The 18129-nt window shown below is 48.4% G+C and carries 18 protein-coding genes, 2 tRNA genes and 2 pseudogenes; 15 read left to right on the top strand and 7 right to left on the bottom strand.

Translation table 11 applies throughout. From position 1 onward, the window contains the following. The first annotated feature begins 350 nt into the window (after window positions 1–350). Window positions 351–593 (top strand): helix-turn-helix domain-containing protein, encoded by a 243-nt coding sequence (locus ACFPYJ_RS24650; RefSeq protein WP_379190874.1) that lies wholly within the window; start codon window positions 351–353, stop codon window positions 591–593. A 2-nt stretch (window positions 594–595) separates the two neighbouring features. Next, complete coding sequence (gene def / locus ACFPYJ_RS24645; RefSeq protein ID WP_379190873.1) at window positions 596–1117, top strand: peptide deformylase; 522 nt, start codon at window positions 596–598, stop codon at window positions 1115–1117. A 2-nt stretch (window positions 1118–1119) separates the two neighbouring features. Here the strand turns inward: def and ACFPYJ_RS24640 are convergent, their stop codons facing one another. Continuing rightward, window positions 1120–1446, bottom strand: a complete 327-nt coding sequence (locus ACFPYJ_RS24640; RefSeq protein ID WP_379190872.1) for a hypothetical protein — start codon at window positions 1444–1446, stop codon at window positions 1120–1122. A 175-nt stretch (window positions 1447–1621) separates the two neighbouring features. On the opposite strand from ACFPYJ_RS24640, the gene ACFPYJ_RS24635 reads away from it, so the two are divergent. Further along, the gene (locus ACFPYJ_RS24635; RefSeq protein ID WP_379190871.1) at window positions 1622–2044 is read left to right on the top strand and encodes a hypothetical protein; all 423 of its coding nucleotides are present in this window, start codon (window positions 1622–1624) and stop codon (window positions 2042–2044) included. Window positions 2045–2090: 46 nt separating this feature from the next. Here ACFPYJ_RS24635 and ACFPYJ_RS24630 read toward each other — a convergent pair whose 3' ends face one another. After that, the gene (locus tag ACFPYJ_RS24630) at window positions 2091–2882 is read right to left on the bottom strand and encodes a prolipoprotein diacylglyceryl transferase (protein ID WP_379190870.1); all 792 of its coding nucleotides are present in this window, start codon (window positions 2880–2882) and stop codon (window positions 2091–2093) included. A gap of 47 nt (window positions 2883–2929) precedes the next feature. After that, window positions 2930–3847 carry a helix-turn-helix domain-containing protein gene (locus ACFPYJ_RS24625; protein ID WP_379190869.1) on the bottom strand — a complete coding sequence of 306 codons (918 nt, stop codon included), beginning with the start codon at window positions 3845–3847 and terminating at the stop codon, window positions 2930–2932. A 143-nt stretch (window positions 3848–3990) separates the two neighbouring features. On the opposite strand from ACFPYJ_RS24625, the gene ACFPYJ_RS24620 reads away from it, so the two are divergent. The 7 genes and pseudogenes from ACFPYJ_RS24620 to ACFPYJ_RS24590 all read left to right on the top strand — a co-directional run bounded on the left by ACFPYJ_RS24620 (window position 3991) and on the right by ACFPYJ_RS24590 (window position 10459). Continuing rightward, window positions 3991–4836, top strand: a complete 846-nt coding sequence (locus ACFPYJ_RS24620) for a sugar phosphate isomerase/epimerase family protein (protein WP_379190868.1) — start codon at window positions 3991–3993, stop codon at window positions 4834–4836. Window positions 4837–4838: 2 nt separating this feature from the next. Beyond that, window positions 4839–5861: a Gfo/Idh/MocA family protein gene (locus ACFPYJ_RS24615; protein WP_379190867.1), complete on the top strand. Its 1023-nt coding sequence runs from the start codon at window positions 4839–4841 to the stop codon at window positions 5859–5861. 133 nt (window positions 5862–5994) lie between these two features. Further along, window positions 5995–6633 (top strand): carbohydrate-binding family 9-like protein, encoded by a 639-nt coding sequence (locus ACFPYJ_RS24610; RefSeq protein WP_379190866.1) that lies wholly within the window; start codon window positions 5995–5997, stop codon window positions 6631–6633. Continuing rightward, entirely contained in the window at window positions 6624–7622 is a 999-nt protein-coding gene (locus ACFPYJ_RS24605; protein WP_379190865.1) for an acyltransferase domain-containing protein, read from the top strand. Before ACFPYJ_RS24610 ends, ACFPYJ_RS24605 begins: the two co-directional genes overlap by 10 nt. A 55-nt stretch (window positions 7623–7677) precedes the next feature. Continuing rightward, a complete protein-coding gene (locus tag ACFPYJ_RS24600; protein WP_379190864.1) occupies window positions 7678–8511 on the top strand; it encodes a phosphotransferase in 834 nt (277 codons plus the stop codon). A gap of 54 nt (window positions 8512–8565) precedes the next feature. Further along, window positions 8566–8987 (top strand): annotated as a pseudogene (locus ACFPYJ_RS24595) (maltose acetyltransferase domain-containing protein). A 245-nt stretch (window positions 8988–9232) separates the two neighbouring features. Then, window positions 9233–10459: a multidrug effflux MFS transporter gene (locus ACFPYJ_RS24590; RefSeq protein WP_379190863.1), complete on the top strand. Its 1227-nt coding sequence runs from the start codon at window positions 9233–9235 to the stop codon at window positions 10457–10459. 13 nt (window positions 10460–10472) lie between these two features. Here the strand turns inward: ACFPYJ_RS24590 and ACFPYJ_RS24585 are convergent, their stop codons facing one another. Next, window positions 10473–11381 carry an aldo/keto reductase gene (locus ACFPYJ_RS24585; RefSeq protein WP_379190862.1) on the bottom strand — a complete coding sequence of 303 codons (909 nt, stop codon included), beginning with the start codon at window positions 11379–11381 and terminating at the stop codon, window positions 10473–10475. A 154-nt stretch (window positions 11382–11535) separates the two neighbouring features. Further along, window positions 11536–12273 carry an AraC family transcriptional regulator gene (locus ACFPYJ_RS24580; protein WP_379190861.1) on the bottom strand — a complete coding sequence of 246 codons (738 nt, stop codon included), beginning with the start codon at window positions 12271–12273 and terminating at the stop codon, window positions 11536–11538. A gap of 275 nt (window positions 12274–12548) precedes the next feature. Here ACFPYJ_RS24580 and ACFPYJ_RS24575 point away from each other — a divergent pair, with 275 nt between their 5' ends. The 4 genes from ACFPYJ_RS24575 (at window position 12549) to ACFPYJ_RS24560 (ending at window position 17056) form a co-directional block, all read left to right on the top strand. After that, on the top strand, window positions 12549–13952 hold the full coding sequence (locus tag ACFPYJ_RS24575; protein ID WP_379190860.1) for a HEAT repeat domain-containing protein: 1404 nt from the start codon (window positions 12549–12551) through the stop codon (window positions 13950–13952). Between the two features lie 27 nt (window positions 13953–13979). Beyond that, on the top strand, window positions 13980–14306 hold the full coding sequence (locus tag ACFPYJ_RS24570) for a UxaA family hydrolase (RefSeq protein WP_379190859.1): 327 nt from the start codon (window positions 13980–13982) through the stop codon (window positions 14304–14306). Beyond that, the gene (locus ACFPYJ_RS24565) at window positions 14303–15463 is read left to right on the top strand and encodes a UxaA family hydrolase (RefSeq protein WP_379190858.1); all 1161 of its coding nucleotides are present in this window, start codon (window positions 14303–14305) and stop codon (window positions 15461–15463) included. The genes ACFPYJ_RS24570 and ACFPYJ_RS24565 overlap by 4 nt, the downstream gene beginning before the upstream one ends. A 135-nt stretch (window positions 15464–15598) precedes the next feature. Then, entirely contained in the window at window positions 15599–17056 is a 1458-nt protein-coding gene (locus ACFPYJ_RS24560; RefSeq protein WP_379190857.1) for an amidase family protein, read from the top strand. Between the two features lie 162 nt (window positions 17057–17218). On the opposite strand, the gene ACFPYJ_RS24555 is transcribed toward ACFPYJ_RS24560, so the two are convergent. Together ACFPYJ_RS24555 and ACFPYJ_RS24550 are read right to left on the bottom strand one after the other, a co-directional pair. Next, window positions 17219–17295 (bottom strand) — tRNA-Pro (locus ACFPYJ_RS24555). 8 nt (window positions 17296–17303) lie between these two features. After that, window positions 17304–17379, bottom strand: a tRNA-Thr gene (locus ACFPYJ_RS24550). Window positions 17380–17595: 216 nt separating this feature from the next. Here ACFPYJ_RS24550 and ACFPYJ_RS24545 point away from each other — a divergent pair. Further along, window positions 17596–17931 (top strand): annotated as a pseudogene (locus ACFPYJ_RS24545) (endo-1,4-beta-xylanase); the annotation flags it as partial. Window positions 17932–18129: the final 198 nt, after the last annotated feature.

Raw genomic sequence — 18129 nt, 5'->3', positions numbered from 1 at the left:
GGAAGAACAGGAAAAGCTGATGGCCGTTGCCGGCGGATACGGTTCGCCTTTCGGACAATTCTAAATCTGGTGTGTTATTACGGATCAGGAAATCTGATCACAATGGACTTCCTCATGCATGTACAATTATCAATGTTCCGGGAGAGGCGCGCTTGCGCCTCTTTTCGTGCTATCAGGCCAACCAGGGCAGTTCTGGTTGGCCTATCCAGCTTGCTCTATAGTTTGGGAAAGGGAATTTGTTGAGACTCAGTAATTACGCTTGAAAAATAAAGCCGATGATAATAAAATAACATTAGGCAATACCTAATTTATTTAGCTATTAACTAATGAGAGAAGAGGTGTCCACCATTATGCTTGAATGGATGTTAAGGCAAGTTATGGCAAGCAGAGGAATTTGGTCGGGAGCCGCATTGGCACGCATATTGAAGGAGAAAGCAGATTACAGCTTGTCAGCGCCATCCATCAGCGCTTTATTATCGGGTAACCCGAAGCAGATGAAGGCGGATACTCTTGATGCATTATGCACGGCTTTAGCCTGTAAGCCCAATGATTTGTGGGTCCATACTCCATCTGCTCATGCGAAAGAGGCATAAAGATGGCAGCGAATGTGAAAGCGATACTGCCATTTGGAGAGCCCATTCTTCGTAAACGCGCTAAGCCGGTTGAAGGGATCACTCCAAAAATCATCAAGCTGCTCGATGAAATGGCAGCAACCCTGCATGCATCGGAGGGGAGGGCTGGATTAGCTGCTCCGCAGGTTGGTATTCTAAGAAGAGTGATCGTCATGGATTGCGGCGAGGGCCTGATGGAGCTCATTAATCCGGAGATTACCTATGCAAGCGGGGAACAGATTGGACCTGAGGCTTGTCTGTCGTATCCCGGTTATGCTGGAATTGTGAAGAGAGCGCAGGCGGTAAAGGTGAAGACTTTAACAAGGTCCGGGGAAGAGGCCGTAATTGAAGGCGAGGGGTTCCTTGCCCGCTGTATCCAGCATGAGGTCGACCATTTGAATGGCATTCTATTCATCGACCACATTAAAGACGGGTTATTTTATCATGAAAACACGAAGGAAAAAGCGAATCTGCTGGAAGTTTATAAGCTATCGAACCGCACTTGATTTTAGCGTAAGCGTGTAACCTCCTTCACCTCGAATCGGTTATTTAAGGTGAACACAGCGGGATAACTCACCAGTTGTCCATGATCGCGATACGTTAATTGCACGTGACCCAAGCATACGCAGCCATCGTCATACTCTGCCCGGATCCGATGGAAAGAGACGAGCTGCTCGCTCTCCGTTGAGGGAGAATTCGCAACTAGCTTCGAGAAATATTGGTTCGCATGATGGCGGACCTTCCACTTTTGGATTTGAATAATAGAGTAGAACACGGCAGCAAATCCGATATATAACACGATGAAACCAAGCATTACTTTCCCTGCAGTCTTCAACGAACTATTCCCTCCTGGTTCTGGCGAATCCGCTCTGTTCATTCAGCTTCAGTTGTATCCAATTCAAGATCATTTAAATCATTCTCAGCCTGAAATAGCTACCTATAAAATCCAAAATATGTAAATAGAGGTAGTCGTTGGAGGATCATAAACAAGGATAGGGGCTGGTACAAATATGACCCAAGCGGACTTTTCCATACAAGACCATATTGAATATATGATTCTATTGAATGCAGCAGAGGCTGAAGAGCCATTTTTTCAGTTAATCTACGATATTGCGAGGCAGAATTCGTCCTATAGAATCCATCAGATCTACCAAATGGCTACAGAGAAGCTGGAAAAGCTCCTTCAGAGGGAATTGCTCAAGATTGTTCTGATCCATTATCATCGCTGGGACGATGCCGTTCGTACCGAGCACTTGACAATCGAGCAGGCGCTCAGCCTGCTGCATCAGCCAGAGCTCTGGGATCGGGCGGCGGAAATGAATGATGGGGTATACCGGATGTGGACGACCGAGTTAGGCCGCAGCTTAATTGATAAATACGAATCCGAGCATGAACCTGTGATGATGAAGTCTGATTGTGCATCAGGGGAATGAATACAAAAAGGACTATGCAGCCGCATAGTCCCTTTAGGTCATGACACTATAATTTCTGTAATTTGCCCGGGTTGTTGATTTTATAAGGTATGGGATGCTTGGTCAGCTTCTTCGCTACGATTTTGCCTTCAAAGCTGATGACGTCTCCTACTTCCAGCTCGAATTTCTTCAGTGTCGCACTGTGGCTGGACCAGGCTGTTCCAACTTCTGCTTCCTGATCAACCAGTGCAACGGTTTCGTAGATAACCACTTCATCATCCTGATCGGCAAAATGGTTCGGTACCGTCGTGAACTCCTTCACGGTAGCGGTGAATTTCACCTTTTCCTCCGGAAGCTGGAGCTTCGGTGCCTTTTCTTTCTTTGCCGGCTTCGTCTTCGGCTGCTCTTCAGCCTTAGGTTCGCCCTCCTTGGATTCTTCAGCCTTAAGCTTGTCCACTGCAGGCTCTTCGGCCTTCTTCTCCGGTACTTTGGCTTCCTCAGCAGACGACGCAGATCCTCCGCTCTGAGCTTCCAGAGCAGCAGTATCATCCGGCTCGGCAGGTGAGTCATCCGCTGCTGCTGCAAGCTTCTGACCGTAGTTGGATGCCTGCATCTCCTTCAAATAGGACGGATGTATGCAGTGCCTCTGTTTATTATCGAATTCAATGACAGCGGTCAATTGATCGACATAACCGACAATGCTGCAGGGGAAATTTTGACCATTACTTTTGTAGTAGAATGCTTTGGTTTTGGATGCTTTCTCCGACAGCAGATTCCACTCCTTGCACTTGCCAATCTGTGCCGCCTCGTCCTCAAAAGCATTATATGTTGGGGGTTCGATAATAAATTCATATGCCATAGGTGTTCTCCGCCTTTCCTCATAGTCAGGTCTATCATATCATTTTTTCAAGGCAATCGGTCAACCGACCGCGCCATCACCGATTTGGCATAGTCCGTGGGCGACATGCCGGTTGATTTCTTAAAATCCCGCGAGAAATAATGAATGCTTCCATAGCCCAGCAAATTTGCGACCTCGGTAAAATTATACAGCTGCTCCCGAATGAGCGTCTTAGCCTGTTCAATCTTGAGGGATTTGAAATATTCCAATACTCCGGTACCCATCTGCGCTTGAAAAAGCTCCTTTAGTCGGCTTTTGCCAATATGGAAGGTTTGGCACAGCTGTTCATGGCTGAGCGACCGGGATACATTCGCATTCATGTAATCGATAAGCTGCTGAACGATTTGCTGCTCGGCTGATTCTTTGTGCAGGGGAGACAGCTTTTTGTTATCCTTGTTAGTCGAAAGCGGCATCTGCTGCCCGTTCCGGACAATGGTGATGAACAGGATTTCCAGATACGAACGAATGACCTGCTCGCTTCCAAACGGTGCAGCGGGATTGCGCTCCAATACATGAAAGGAAGGGCTGTCAAAAGGCGGCAGGAATGCCTGGAATCCTTCCTGAACGATCATTGACAGAAGATTGCGCTCCCGGTCGCCCAGACGCAGAGCCTGGTTCTCGAATTTTGCCATCGCGCCGGATTGGCATTCGAAGGACATGACAATCAGATTGGGCGGCTTATGGTGCTGCTTAACGCAAACGGTATGGAATTCATTCGGCTTGTGGAAGATAATATCTCCCTGCTTCAACGTATGTGTGATGTCATCGGCCCTTACTTCAACCTCACCCTTGTCCACATAAAGAAACTCCCAAAAATCATGCTGCTCACCTTCGAAAATATAGCCGCGCGCATACTCGAAATAATGGAAAGAAATGAGCTTCGTGATGGAGAAAAATTGCTGCAGTACCGTTCTTGGAAAATCCATCCTGACCGCCCTTCCAAGTTTGTCATTGTGATCCTCATTTTATCATAAATTCTTACTCTCTTCGTGCAAATAATCCGGCTTTTTGGATAAAGGCGAAAGGCAGATGCCGTTTTATAATAGGCATAGAACGGAGGATGAGAAGAATGAAAAAAGGAATCAACATTTGGTCGTTCCCGAGCGGCAGTACGGTGCAATCGAGTATCACGCTCGCTAAAGAAGCCGGTTTCGACGGTATTGAGCTGGCTTTGAACGAGACGGGTGAATTAAGCCTAGAGAGCAAGGAGCAGGAGCTGCTGGGCTATAAAGCACAAGCTGAGGATGCCGGAATTGCATTGACCAGCTTGGCAAGCGGGCTGTATTGGACTTACGCCTTGACGAGCAATCAAGCCAGTATCCGTGCGAAGGCAAAGGATATCGTGAAGAAGCAGCTGGAGAGCGCGGCCATTCTTGGCGTCGATACGATTCTGGTCGTTCCCGGAGCTGTGGGCGTTGATTTTATACCGGATTCTGAAATTGTCCCCTATGATCAGGCCTATGATTACGCGCTTGAAGCCTTTGCTCAGCTGGCTGAAGAAGCTGAGGCGGTAAAAGTGGCCATCGGAATTGAGAATGTATGGAACAAGTTTCTGCTTTCTCCGCTGGAGCTGCGTGATTTTATCGATAAAATCAATTCCCCTTATGTAGGCTCATACTTTGATGTGGGCAATGTGCTGTTCTCGGGTTATCCGGAGCATTGGATCCGGATTTTGAATAAACGAATTAAGAAGGTGCATTTCAAGGATTACCGCAGGGACGCGGGCGGTCTGCACGGGTTTGTTGATCTTCTGGCTGGCGATGTCAATTATCCGGAAGTCGTGAAGGCGCTGCGTGACGTCGGGTATGAAGATTATGTGATTGCAGAGATGATTCCACCTTACAAGCACCATGCCAAGCAGATCATCTTGAATACATCAGGATCAATGGATGCTATATTAGGGAGGTCTTCATAATCATGCTAAGAATTGCGCTTGTCGGGGTTGGATTCATGGGAAGGACGCATTTGGAGAATTATGCCAGGCTTGAGGAGGAAGGACTGCCGATTAAGGTCGTCGCCATCTGTGATGTGGATATCGAGAAGCTTGAAGGACGTGCAGCTGGAGGAAATATCGATACCGGCTCGAATGGACTGGACTTTGACCGCTATCATAAATATACGAGTATTACCGAAATGCTGGAGAAAGAGCAGCTTGATGCTGTAGATCTTACACTTCCAACTTATCTGCATAAGTCTGTTTCGGTTCAATGCCTCAAGCACGGATTGCATGTTCTATGCGAGAAGCCGATGGCGCTTCATGCTGAGGAATGCCTAGAAATGCTGCAGGCGGCAGAAGAACAGGGCAAGCAGTTGATGATTGGACAATGCCTGAGGTTCTGGCCGGCTTACGAGTATTTGAAGCGCTTGGTAGACAGCGGAACGTACGGTCAAGTGACCAACGGATACTTCTATCGGGGCGGCAGTACACCGAATTGGGGCGAATGGCTGCTTCAGAAGGACAAGAGCGGCGGAGCATTGCTTGACATGCATGTGCATGACGTTGACATGATCCATTGGCTGTTCGGCAAGCCGAAAGCCGTTTCATGCCTTGCCCGTAATGTTATCGCCGGAGGCGGCTACGATATGCTGTCTGCGAATTACCGGTATGAGGATGGCAAAGTACTTAATGCCCAAGCGGATTGGACGCTGCAGGGAGATTATGGTTTTGAAATGCTGTACCGGGTTAATTTCGAGCAGGGCAATGCTGTATTCCAAGGCGGGAAGCTGCAAATCAACCCGAATGACGGGGAGGGCTTCACGCCGGAGTTATCCGAGGATCTAGGCTATTATTTCGAACTGAAATATTTTGTCCAAGCCCTTCTGAACCATGAACCAGTCACGATCGCAGCTCCGGCAAGCACGATGGGAACCATTCAAATCGTCGAGGCCGAGATTGAATCGGCCGACCAGCAGGGCGAGTGGGTAGCTGTGAAAGAGTAACGCATAGATTTCATATCATGCTGGCACAAAAGCAAGACATGTGGCGCTGCTTTCTCCCTCAACAGAGGGAGTTTTTCTTATTTTTTGAGGAGCAGGAATGAGGTTTAATTTTGTTATTGGAGGGACCAGGGGAATGCAATATACTTGTCGATATGTAAATGAGGTTAGGCTGGGAATTCCCTGGAAGCAGATGGATGAGGTTTCACTTCGCGACGTAACCTCGGGCAAGACTCCGCGCCTCGCAACGAGAGTGCGGGCTTGCTGGACGAAAGATTCTTTATACATACGTTTCGAATGTGAGGATGATCATGTCGTTGCGACCATGGAATGTCATGATGATCCGCTCTATCTGGAGGATGTCGTTGAAGTCTTCATTGATGAAGCAGGAACCGGACAAATTTATTATGAGATCGAAGTCAGTCCGAGGAATGTCGTTTTCGATGCGTTGATCGACAGGGATGCCGGCGGGGGTATAACCGCGGATATGGATTGGCATGCTGAGGGACTTCAGACCAAAGTTTGCGTCGAACCGGATGGCGCACGCGTTTACGAGCTGCGATTACCGCTGCGCATTTTCAAACAGCTGCCTGTGAACGGAACTTCCTGGCGCTGGAACTTATTCCGAATCGATGACGATGCAGCGGGAGAGCGCCACTACTCTGCATGGTGCCCTACGGGAGCGGTCAATTTTCATGTACCTGAACGGTTCGGGACGCTGGTCTTTGAGAAGAGTGATTGCAGCACCCAAGAAGGTGAGGATGAATGTGGATGAACCATAAGGATACCGTTTATTTGGAAGATGGTTATATCTATGAAATGAACAATCTGCTCCATCTGCCTGAAGGGGCCGTTGATGCATATCTGACAACGATCCAAGCCATCAAGGAAGATTCCGCTCTGCTGGCGCAGGTAATGGATTGTCATGAGAAGATCATTCAAACCGAGCATTACAACGAACAAGAGGCAAAATCAATCATTGACGAAGCCGCCGCTGCGTGCGGGATAAGTTCGGGGATGCTCGCGGTTGTTGTCATTCTATCTGGTATCCCGCAGATGCAGGCATTTTATTCGAATAAGGGTATTTCGGAGATTGTTTTAGCGGACACGCTAAGTGACGTACGGGTTTGGATGGAGAAATATGAACGGCAATATGGAGTTTGGGGGTTAGACGAAACCTCATGGATTTTGAATCATATCCGGTGCAAGCTTTTCAAAATCGGCAGATTGCAATATATGCCCAAGCATTGGGATCAGCCTTTTATTGTATATCGTCATAACCGAAGCGGAGAGTTGATGATCCGCTCCTGCGATGGGGAAGAGACCGACTTATATTCGCTTTCCGGGGAATGGGAGATGGTATTAAATCCGTCCAGCTTGGTGCTGGATTTGCATATTCAAGAAGGGGAGCCGCTTACTCCGGAACGCTGCGGGCAATCGTTGAAGGACGCTGCACAGTTCTTCAGCTCTTTATTCCCGGATCGGCTTTATTCAGGTTATGTATGCTCTTCCTGGCTGCTGACTCCTTCATTTCGCAATTTTTTACCGCCCGCATCCAATATTCTTCAATTTAATCAACGATTTCAACTTCTTCCCGCAGAGGGCAGCGATCGTCAGCTCTTCGAACGGGTCTTCGGCGGGAGACCGGATGACGCAAATACAGCTCCAAGAGAGACGAAGCTTCAAGAGATTATTGCTCAGGAATGGAAGAAGGGGACGGATTTAAGCCATGGAGCTGGATTTATCCTTCCTTCTTCGCGCTAAGATAATGATTCGTGTAAACTAATGGGATGACAGATACCTTAGGGGTGGATTTAATATGTCGAATCCAATCATCAATGAATTAATACAAAATCGAATTATCCCGGAGTCGATTTGCCATTGGAGCGAATTGAAAGGGGGTACGCATAGTAAGGTTGGGGTAATTGGCACCTTGAATTCGCCGAAGATGTATGTGGTTAAATCGAATGAACCGCAGCGAATTGCTGCTGAGACACGTTTTTTTCAAATTTATAAAGAAATACCGTCGTTACCATCCGTCAGATATGTTGATCCAGAATACCGATATTTTGTGTATGATTTTATTCCTGGAGAAACGAATTATAATCGAACCCGGAAGCAGGAACTGATGTCCGATCTGACAAAGCTCATGCTTCAGTTCTACGTACAGGCTGAATCATTGGATGAATATGAATGGGTGGAGGATCCAAAGCGCGTTACGGAGGATATTCTTTACTCGGAATCAATCATTGGATCTCACCTCGACGCAGCGGATCATGCTCTGGTAAAGGACATTCATCTGCGCCGGCAAAAGCGGATTTTGCGGGCAGATCTCTATGTGCTGCATGGAGATTTCGGCGTTCATAATTTTTTGTTTGAGGAAGGAAAGCTGTACGGGATTATAGATCCGCTTCCTAAATTAGGCCGCCGGCTATACGATGTTTTATATGCATTTTGCTCTTCGCCGGATGGGCTGCACCTGCCGATATTAGTAAACGCGGCCGAACAGCTCGGCAATGAACCCATACAGACACATGAATTAATCGAGGATATGATTATGGCGTTATATTTTCGCATAGCAACCTGCTTATTACACCACCCGGAGGATCTGACCTTGTATCAGACCGCTTGGAAGGAATGGAAGCTTTATTGATCTTATGCCAATACGAGAGACGCCTCGCAGCAGCATATGAAAAGGAGATTAACGATGACTGAAAAAGAAAAAGCGTCAAAAGGTCTGCTCTATGATGCAAATTATGACAAGGCGCTGATCGAAGAACGCATCTATGCCAAAGGGCTCTGTTATGAATACAACCAGACCCACCCTAGGAGAATGGAGGAGCGGACAGCCATTATTAAGAATCTGCTGGGAAAAACAACGGATAGATTTTTGATCGAACAGCCTTTTGTTTGCGATTACGGCTATAACATCGAAATTGGCGACAACATGTCTGGATCGGCGGAGGTGTGACCGTTCTGCCCGGAGTGACGATCGGGGACGGTACGGTCATCGGAGCGGGGAGTATAGTTACTAAGGATATTCCTTCCGGAGTGATTGCTGTGGGCAATCCTTGCCGAGTCGTTCGGGAAATCAACGAGGCGGACAAGAAGAAATACCGCCGAGAGTAATGGGAAAATGCCGCCTATACGATTCGGAATTCTAATATGAGGTTCCATTAGAGGTCGCGAATTACGCGGCTTTTTGTTATTGGGATGATGGGATTATCCGGTTTATGCCTCTGCAGAAAGTCATGAGTTTGATCGAAATACCGGAATAAGGATGGGGAGCGAAGCCATTTAGTGCTAACGGCTGAACCCTCTATTCGAGTATACTTAAAAATAAACAGAGAATCGGATAGGAGAAGTAGGAAACGATGGGTAATAAAACAATTCATAATCATTTAAGATTTGCGCTGCTGTTAGGTGCTTTTTCTGCTCTTGGGCCTCTTACTATTGATATGTACCTGCCTTCTTTCCCTGAGATCGCAGGAGCGTTCGGGACGAAAGCTTCCCTCGTACAGCTCAGTCTGACTGCTTGCTTACTGGGATTGGCTTTTGGTCAAATCATAATGGGTGTATTAAGTGATGTCCATGGCAGACGTAAACCTTTGATTATCGCGCTAGTTCTGTATTTAACGGCTTCATTCATCTGTGCAATTGCACCCAATATTGCTTTCTTTATCGTGGCAAGGTTTATACAAGGGTTCGCGGCAGCCGCCGGAATCGTCATTTCAAGGGCCATCGTTCGTGATGTGTTCAGCGGCCATGAACTAACCAAGTTTTTCTCCCTGCTGATGCTCGTGAACAATGCGGTCCCTCTGCTCGCACCTGTGGCTGGAGGCGGCATCATTTCCTTTACCACATGGGTCGGAGTTTTTGTGGTTTTAGGTGCGATTGGAATTCTCTTAGCGGTCTTAGCGACATGGAGATTGGAAGAGACGCTGCCGATAGAGAACCGTACGCCCAATAATTTACCCCAGCTGCTGCGGAATTTCGGTTCCTTGCTTAATGACCGCCAATTTATGGGATATGCGCTCGCACAAGGCTTAATGATCGGAGGCGTATTCGCATACGTATCCGGAACTCCGTTCATCTATCAGAATATTTACGGCGTATCTCCTCAAACTTTCGCTATTTTGTTTGGAACAAACGGCATCAGCCTGATAATCGGCTCGCAGATTGTCGGTCGTTATGTCCATATTGTTACCGAGCGGCGGTTTCTTATTATCGGTTTGCTGTTAGCCGGCATTTCCAGCGGCGGGGCGCTATTATGGGTTCTCTTTAAAGGCCCGTTGCCAGGACTTGTTTTTCTGCTTTTTCTGTTTGTTGCCTCGATTGGAATTACGGCAACATCTTCTTTTTCATTGGCCATGGAAACTCAGAATCATATTGCGGGCAGTGCTTCCGCTCTGCTTGGAGTCATACCGTTCATACTGGGTGCAGTCGTTTCTCCGCTGGTCGGGATAGCAGGTGAACATACAGCCGTCCCAATGGGAGTGATCATCTTTACGACAAGCTCTTTGGCTCTTCTGGCTTACTTTGGTCTGGTGAGAAGAACGAAGAGAAACCACCAACGTTTTGTGGCTGTTGGGCGCAGGTAACTTATTGCCGTCATTAAAGGTGAAGCGTGTAGGAATGGGCTCTGCTTACACCCCGGATTGCTTCTCGCTCCTTCAATGAGAGGGGTGTGTTAGCGGCTGCTGAGACATTCTGCCTTAACTGCTCTATGCTGCTTGCTCCTGGAATTATGACGGCTACAGTTGGATCAGCAAGCGGATATTGAAGCGCTGCTTGCGTTAGGGTTCGGGATTCGCCGGTCTGCTCTTTAAGCCGTTCAAGCAGCTCTAACAATTCCTCCTTGCTGTAATCCAGATAATTCTTCCCTGCCTTGCCGGCGCCTTTCTCTGTCAGCAGGCCGCCTGCAAGCGGCCCTCTTGCAATAAGGCTGATTCCGCGCTCTGCAAGAAGCGGAAGGAGTTCTTCCTCAGGCCGTCTGTCGAGTATGCTGTATGGGCTCATCACACTCACAATGCCGGAGAGGTTCACGTATTCACGGATTACATTCGGGCGAATGGAAGATATTCCATAATAGCGGATCAGACCGTCTTGTTTGAGTTCTTCAAACGCCTCAATCGTTTCGTCTATCGGATCCTCGATCGTGCCCCCGTGCAGCTGATACAGGTCGATATAGTCCGTCTGCAGCCTTCTCAAGCTATCCTTGACAGCTGCCTTAATGTAGGATTTGGAGGGGTCCCAAGTCCAGCCTTCTTGACCCGGTCTCCTGCGGTTGCCCACTTTCGTAGCCAGTATGACGTCCTTTCGGCGATGACGTACGGCCTTGCCGACAATTTCTTCATTGCGGCCTGCATCATACAGATCGGCGGTATCCAAAAAATTAATTCCCTGCTCCAAAGCCTCATGAACGATGGAAATGGCTTTTGCTTCATCAGTCCCTAAGGACATACAGCCAAGACCCATTTCACTCACTTCTAATTCGGAGTGGCCCAGACGATTTTTTCTCATCTTGTGCTCCTTTTCGCTGCCGTTTTTGATTTATTATAACGTGTCCAAGAGAAGATTTCGAGCTGCGTCAACAAAGGAGGCAGTCCTCCCTGAATGACAAGAGACCCTTTCCCGGTCATCAAGACGGGAGAGGGTCTCTTCAATAATCATGCATTTACGAGAAAATAGAACGGAATTCCGACGGGCTGTGTCCAGTCTCCTTACGGAAGAATTTGGCGAAATGATTCGTTTCGACAAAGCCGGTCTGATCCGCGATTTCCTTTACACTCAAGGCTGTCGTGGTAAGCAGAATCTTCGCTTTATCCGCACGCTTCCTACTGACATATTTCAAAGGTGAGACACCGAAATGCTTTTTGAAATAAGCGATAAAATAATTCGGATGCAGGTGGGACGCTTTGGCCATATCCTCAATCTTGAGGCCGGTGCTGAGGTGGCTCTCGATATACTCCTGAATGAACGTTATCCGCTTCATGTCTTCGGAACGGTGCTGCAAAATGCGAAGCGGCACCTGCTCCAGATACAGCGAGATGATTTCTAAGATAATCGCTTTCTCGCGAATGCGTGAAATGACGGAATTATTATCATACAACGCTGCAAGCTGCTTGAATAACCGGGTCATCTCTTCCTTATCCTGTATATCGATACAGAACGGCACGCCGATCCATTGAAATAAATCAAAAGGTCCGATCGTAGCTGTGAAATGACACCAATATTTTAGAAAAGGCCGCTCGTTGATATAGGAGTAGGATTGCTGTGTATAAGCGGGCAGCAAGCACAGCTGGCCTGGCTTCGGATAAAATTCCTCGTCCCCGATTTTTAACCAGCCTTCACCTTCGCATATATAATACAGCTTGTTAAACTCCGGGGTATAGTCGAGATCTCTCCACTCCATCGTACACTGCGTCTTATGGGCGAATAGAACATTAATCTGCAGCGTCTGGAGCAGGTCGGATAATGCTTGGTCTTCGTATTTAAGTTTCAGGCGACTGCACTCCTTTGACTTGGTTCATTACAGATAAGAATGGATGCCCTTCTATCATAAAGCATTTAGCCGGTACAAGAAATCCTTAATTTTATACCCTCCTTCCTTAATCTTAGCCATAGGAAGCGCTGCTGCTTCGTTTTATAATCGAGAGGAATCAACAACCAACAGGAGGCAGATAAAGAATGGCTACTACTCAACCACTATTGCTTAACGATCAGCAAATGAAATCTTTTATTACGAATGGATACCTGATTCTCAAAACTGATTTTTCGAAGGAGTTTCATGCCGGCCTCGTAAACCAGCTCAACGAAATCTATGAAAAAGAAGGGAATCCAGGCAATAATATTTTGCCGCGCATTCGGGACATGCAGCGTGTATTCGAGCATCCTGTGATTACGGGTGCATTAACAAGCGTGCTCGGATCGGATTATTTGCTTCATACTCACCGCCACGGGCATTACAACTCCATCCCTAAACCAGGCGGCTGGCATAAAGACAGCTACTGGGGCTACAGTAGATTGCGCAATCACCATCCATGGTGGGCGATGATTATGTATTTCCCGCAGGATACTCCAGTTGAGCTTGGACCGACTGGCGTTATGCCTGGAACGCAGTACAGCGAAAGCCGCACCTTTGCTTCCGATGAGATGGAAGAAGAGGCAACAGCAAATGGGGAAGCGGGAACCTTTGCTCTGATCCATTATGACATCTGGCATCGTTCTACACCAAATGTGCTTGGTACGCCGCGCTTCATGCTGAAATTTGAGTTCATGCGTACAGCGGCACCGACTGCCCCGTCATGGGACAACCAAGAACGTTCATGGTCAGCAGTTCCACTGGAAGCCGGAGTTGTGGAGCCTACCATTATTGGAGAAGAAGTGTGGAACTGGCTTTCTGGTGATATTGGCAGTCTGGCAGGCACGAAAGCCGACGATTCAGCGGCAATCGCCGAGCTGAGCAACAGGCTGACAGGCAGTGATGAACCTTCGGCTCTAGCTGCGGCATATGAGCTGGCAGCCAGAGGAAACGGCGGGACAGATGCCCTGTTCAAAGGGCTCCATCATGAGGATGTTAAGGTGTCCCGCTCAGCTGCATACGGATTGTCGGCTGCCGGTGCCGGAGCAGTGGACGGTTTAATTTACGCACTCGATGATTCCCGCGAAGAAACAGTTAACCTTGCTGTGTTCGCACTTGGTGAGCTTAGAGAATTGGCTGCGGCAGCACTTCCTAAGCTTCGTGCACTCCTTGATCAGCCTTCTGTCAGGGTGCGCCGTACCGTCGTAGATGTGCTCGGAATGATTAAAGAGCCGGTTCAAGACGTTGTCGCAGCACTGATCAAAGGACTGCAGGATGAGGATACACAGGTTCGTTTCATGGCTGCACTTTCCTTAACGCGTATCGGCGAAGCGGCAGCTCCGGCAATTCCTTACTTGGAAACGGCTCTTACGGATGAGAACCGCTATGTGCGGGGCCATGCTTTGGAAGCGCTCCGTTACATGGGAACGAAGGAAGCTAACGATGTGCTGATGAGAGAGCTCTTCAACACACGCTGGTGTTCATCGACGACGCCTGCCAGCACGTTCTAACAATTCAATAAAGGCGGTTAGCGGGATATGTCTCATGAATTTCGAAATGGTGCAGACGCTTTAGTTATGGATGACCGGGATCATGTGGCTACTTTACTGCGCGACATGCAGGCAGGTGACACCGTTCATTATCATCTGGGCAATGTGCTGACAAGTTTAATCCTTCTCGATGCTGTGCCATTCGGCCATAAGCTCGCAATTGTAAGTATCGATGAAGGGCAAGACGTAAGGAAGTACGGGGAAGTCATTGGCCGGGCGAGTCAGTCCATTGAGGCGGGCCGCCATGTGCATGTGCATAATATTGAAGGTATACGAGGACGAGGCGACAACTTCATCAAGGAGAATAGTGCATGAGAACGATCGCAGCGTATGAAAGACCGAATGGAGATATTGGTATCCGCAATCATTTGCTCATTATCCCGACTGTTATTTGCGCCAAACAAGTATGCAATCGTATGATGCAGATGGTTCCGGACACGATCTCTATTCCGCATCAGCATGGATGCAGTCAAATCGGATCCGATAAGGATCGCACATTTGACGTATTGGCGGGTACAGGGATGAATCCGAATGTAGGCGCAGTTATTATCGTTAGCTTAGGCTGCGAGGTCGTTGATCCTGCTGCGCTTGCCGAAACGATACGAAAGACCGGTAAACCGGTTGAGGTGTTTGACATCCAATCCGCCGGCGGGTCGGTAAAAGCAATCCAGTACGGGGTCGAGCTCGCCAGACGCATGAAGGCTGAACTGGATCAGCAGGCCAAAGTGACTGTTCCGCTTAGCAAGCTGAAAGTAGCGGTTAAATGCGGGGGTTCCGATGCGACCTCCGGTCTGTCCTCCAACCCGGCGCTGGGTCAGGCAGCTGACTCGCTAATCGGCGAAGGCGGGACTGTAATTATCGGCGAAACGACCGAGATCATCGGGGCTGAGCATGTGCTTGCCAAGCGCTGCGTGGACGAAGAGGTTTCGACCAAATTATATGCCATCGTCAACCGTTTTGAGAAGGAAGTAGAGCGGATGGGCGCAGACATGAGAGGCGGTAATCCGAGTCCTGGCAATATTGCCGGAGGGTTGTCCACCATCGAAGAGAAATCCTTAGGCTGTATTAGCAAATGCGGTACGGCTCCCATTGACGCCATAATTGAGTATGCGGAGAGAATACCGGAGCATGGCTTGTACTTCATGGATTCTCCCGGCAATGATATTGAATGCGTGTCTGGAATGGCGGCGGGGGGCGCGCATATCGTGTGCTTCACAACCGGCCGGGGAACACCGACTGGGGCTGCCGTCGTGCCAGTAATCAAGATAACGGGAAATAAACGGACGTTCGAGTTGATGGAAGATAACATGGATGTCGATGTTAGTGACATGCTGACTGGAACACTGAGCTTGAGCCAAGCCGGAGAGCGGATCTGGCAGGAGATTACCGAGGTCGCCGAAGGCAAATGGACGAAGGCGGAGCTTCTGGGGCATCAGGAATTCAGCATCAACCGTATTGGTCCTAGCTTATAGGGTATGGTGAAGAACTGAACCTCTCACGTCATGGTGAGCGGTTCAGTTTTTTTATTTTGTCTGTCACGATCCTTTAGTAATAAATGATAAACTAATAGCAAGAATGATCTTAATAGAGAAAGTAGAGTGAGCCCTATGAGCTTTGAAATTGTCGAAGCCACCATTGCAGATATTCAGGCAGCATTGGAATCAGGAGAAATCACATCCAGAGGGTTAGTGCTCGCTTATCTTGAACGGATTGTCAGTCATGACAAGAACGGGCTTACCATTAATTCGGTATTGGAAATCAACCCGGATGCGCTCTTTATTGCAGAAGCGCTTGATGTGGAGCGCGGCATCCAAGGGACTCGGGGACCGCTGCACGGGATCCCTATAATGCTCAAGGATAATATCAATACCGGCGATAACATGCATACGAGCGCAGGCTCACTCGCCTTAGCTGACTCCTACGCGGGAGAAGATGCATTTCTCGTTAAGAAGCTGCGTGAAGCGGGTGCAATTATTCTGGGAAAAGTGAATATGACCGAATTCGCAAATTTCATGACGGATGGAATGCCTTCCGGTTATAGCTCAAGGGGCGGCCAGGTGCTTAATCCTTACAATATCTCTGCCCCCACAGGCGGATCAAGCGCGGGCTCAGGCGTTGCGGTTGCTTGTAACTTCTGCACGGCATCCATCGGCACAGAGACTTCGGGCTCGATCTTAAATCCAGGCAATTTGAGCTCCACGGTAGGTATTAAACCAACCGTAGGACTGGTTAGCCGCTCTGGTATTCTCCCGCTCTCTACCTCTCAAGACACGGCAGGGCCGATGGCAAGGACAGTTACGGATGCAGTATTGCTGCTGAATGCGCTTGTCCATACGGATACCGCCGATGCGGCTTCTATGACGAGCGTGGGCAGGAAACATACGGATTATTCGATTTTTCTGGAGAGAGACGGTCTGAGCGGGGCAAGAATTGGAATTCCGCGGGATTATTATTTTGAAGAATTGACGGAGGAGCAGCTTGCTATATTCAATTCCGCGGTAGAGCGGATGAAGGAGCAGGGAGCAGTCATCATAGATCCGGCTAATATTAAGACAGCACGTCAAATCGCTTATTCTTCGGTCGTCTTAAATGAATTCAAATCTGCTTTAAATGCCTATTTAGCTAAATTAACGCCAGGCTCGTCGATTCGTTCTTTACGGGACATCATTGATTTCAACAACGAGCATCCGCTGGAAACACTCAGATATGGACAATCAACTCTGATCCAAGCGGAATATCATACGTCGGGAACATTAACGGAAACGCAGTATCTTCAAGACCGCGCTGCTGATTTGCAGCTGTGCAGGATCGATGGTATTGATGCAGCAATGAAGGAGCATGAGCTGGATGCTTTGCTGTTCCCTGCAGATTTTGGAGCTCGAATATCCTCTCGGGCTGGTTATCCGGCCATTGTGGTCCCCGCGGGGTATACAAAAGCCGGCGTGCCGCTTGGGGTCACTTTTACCGCACAGGCCTACTGCGAGCCGATGCTGATTAAACTCGCCTTTGCGTTTGAACAGCATACGCTGGTTCGCAAGCCGCCATCGCTCAAAAGCTTCATTTAAGATAATGCAGCCGGCTATTACTGGTCCGGGTTGGCCTTGTGAGGAGGGGGGATTCAGTGGCTGATCGGGTTAAGATCAAACCAGATTATAAGATCATAAAAAAGAAGCTTGAGTAATCAAGCTTCTTCCTTGTGCTATGTATTCGTACCTAAATCATTATCTTGGTCGGGACGACACGATTTGAACATGCGACCCCCTGGTCCCAAACCAGGTGCTCTACCAAGCTGAGCTACGTCCCGTAAAAGAATGGTGCCGGCGAGAGGATTCGAACCCCCGACCTACTGATTACAAGTCAGTTGCTCTACCAACTGAGCTACACCGGCATATGTGTTTTTTTCAAGTACAAGAAAGATCTTACCACATAGAAAACGATTCTTGCAAGAGGTTGTCCGAAATTTTTTTGGAGGTTTTTTTGCCTCGTTTCAATACGGTTTTTACCGCCACTTTCTTCACTTGTAGCCTCTCTATGAAGGTGGTAGGATGGAACGTTTGCGTGCGGACTTCGATGCCTTGAGCCGGTATCATCTGGAAAGTGACAAGAACGATATGCTCCGCTTGGGCTGCAGCTGCAGATTACGGAGATGGACGTCTCGGTATATGAACATGATGACCTCCGCATCGATTTGACGGAACCGACAGCGGAGATGATGCGCAGACAGGCAGAACGGTACGGGCAGTTCTTTGACTTGTTCAGAGAGTACCGGGACGTTATTACGGGCGTAACTTTCTGGGGGGCGGCGGACGGCTATACATGGCTGGACTATTTTCCGGTCCGGGTCAGGAAAAACTGGCCGCTGCTGTTCGACGGGTATCACCGCCACAAACCGGCTTTCCACAGCGTGATCCGAGCGGCTAAGGAAGTATCGGCGGAGTGATTCATTGAAGAAACCGTACAATCGCTATGCTTGCTTTATTTGAGTAAGAGGAGTGACAACCGTAACAGGAGGCGGCAGCCTGAAGGTCTTGTTCATTCGAACTTGATCTTTTTTTGCTGCTTGTTACGTCTTATTGTCAGGAGCAGTTTGGGCTATGGGAGCTGGAAGCGCCTTTAGAGCAATAATGCATCATTATTA

Source organism: Paenibacillus solisilvae (assembly GCF_042656405.1).
In the GTDB taxonomy this organism is placed as follows: Bacteria; Bacillota; Bacilli; order Paenibacillales; family Paenibacillaceae; genus Paenibacillus_Z; species Paenibacillus_Z solisilvae.
This window is presented reverse-complemented; position numbering and strand designations above follow the sequence as displayed.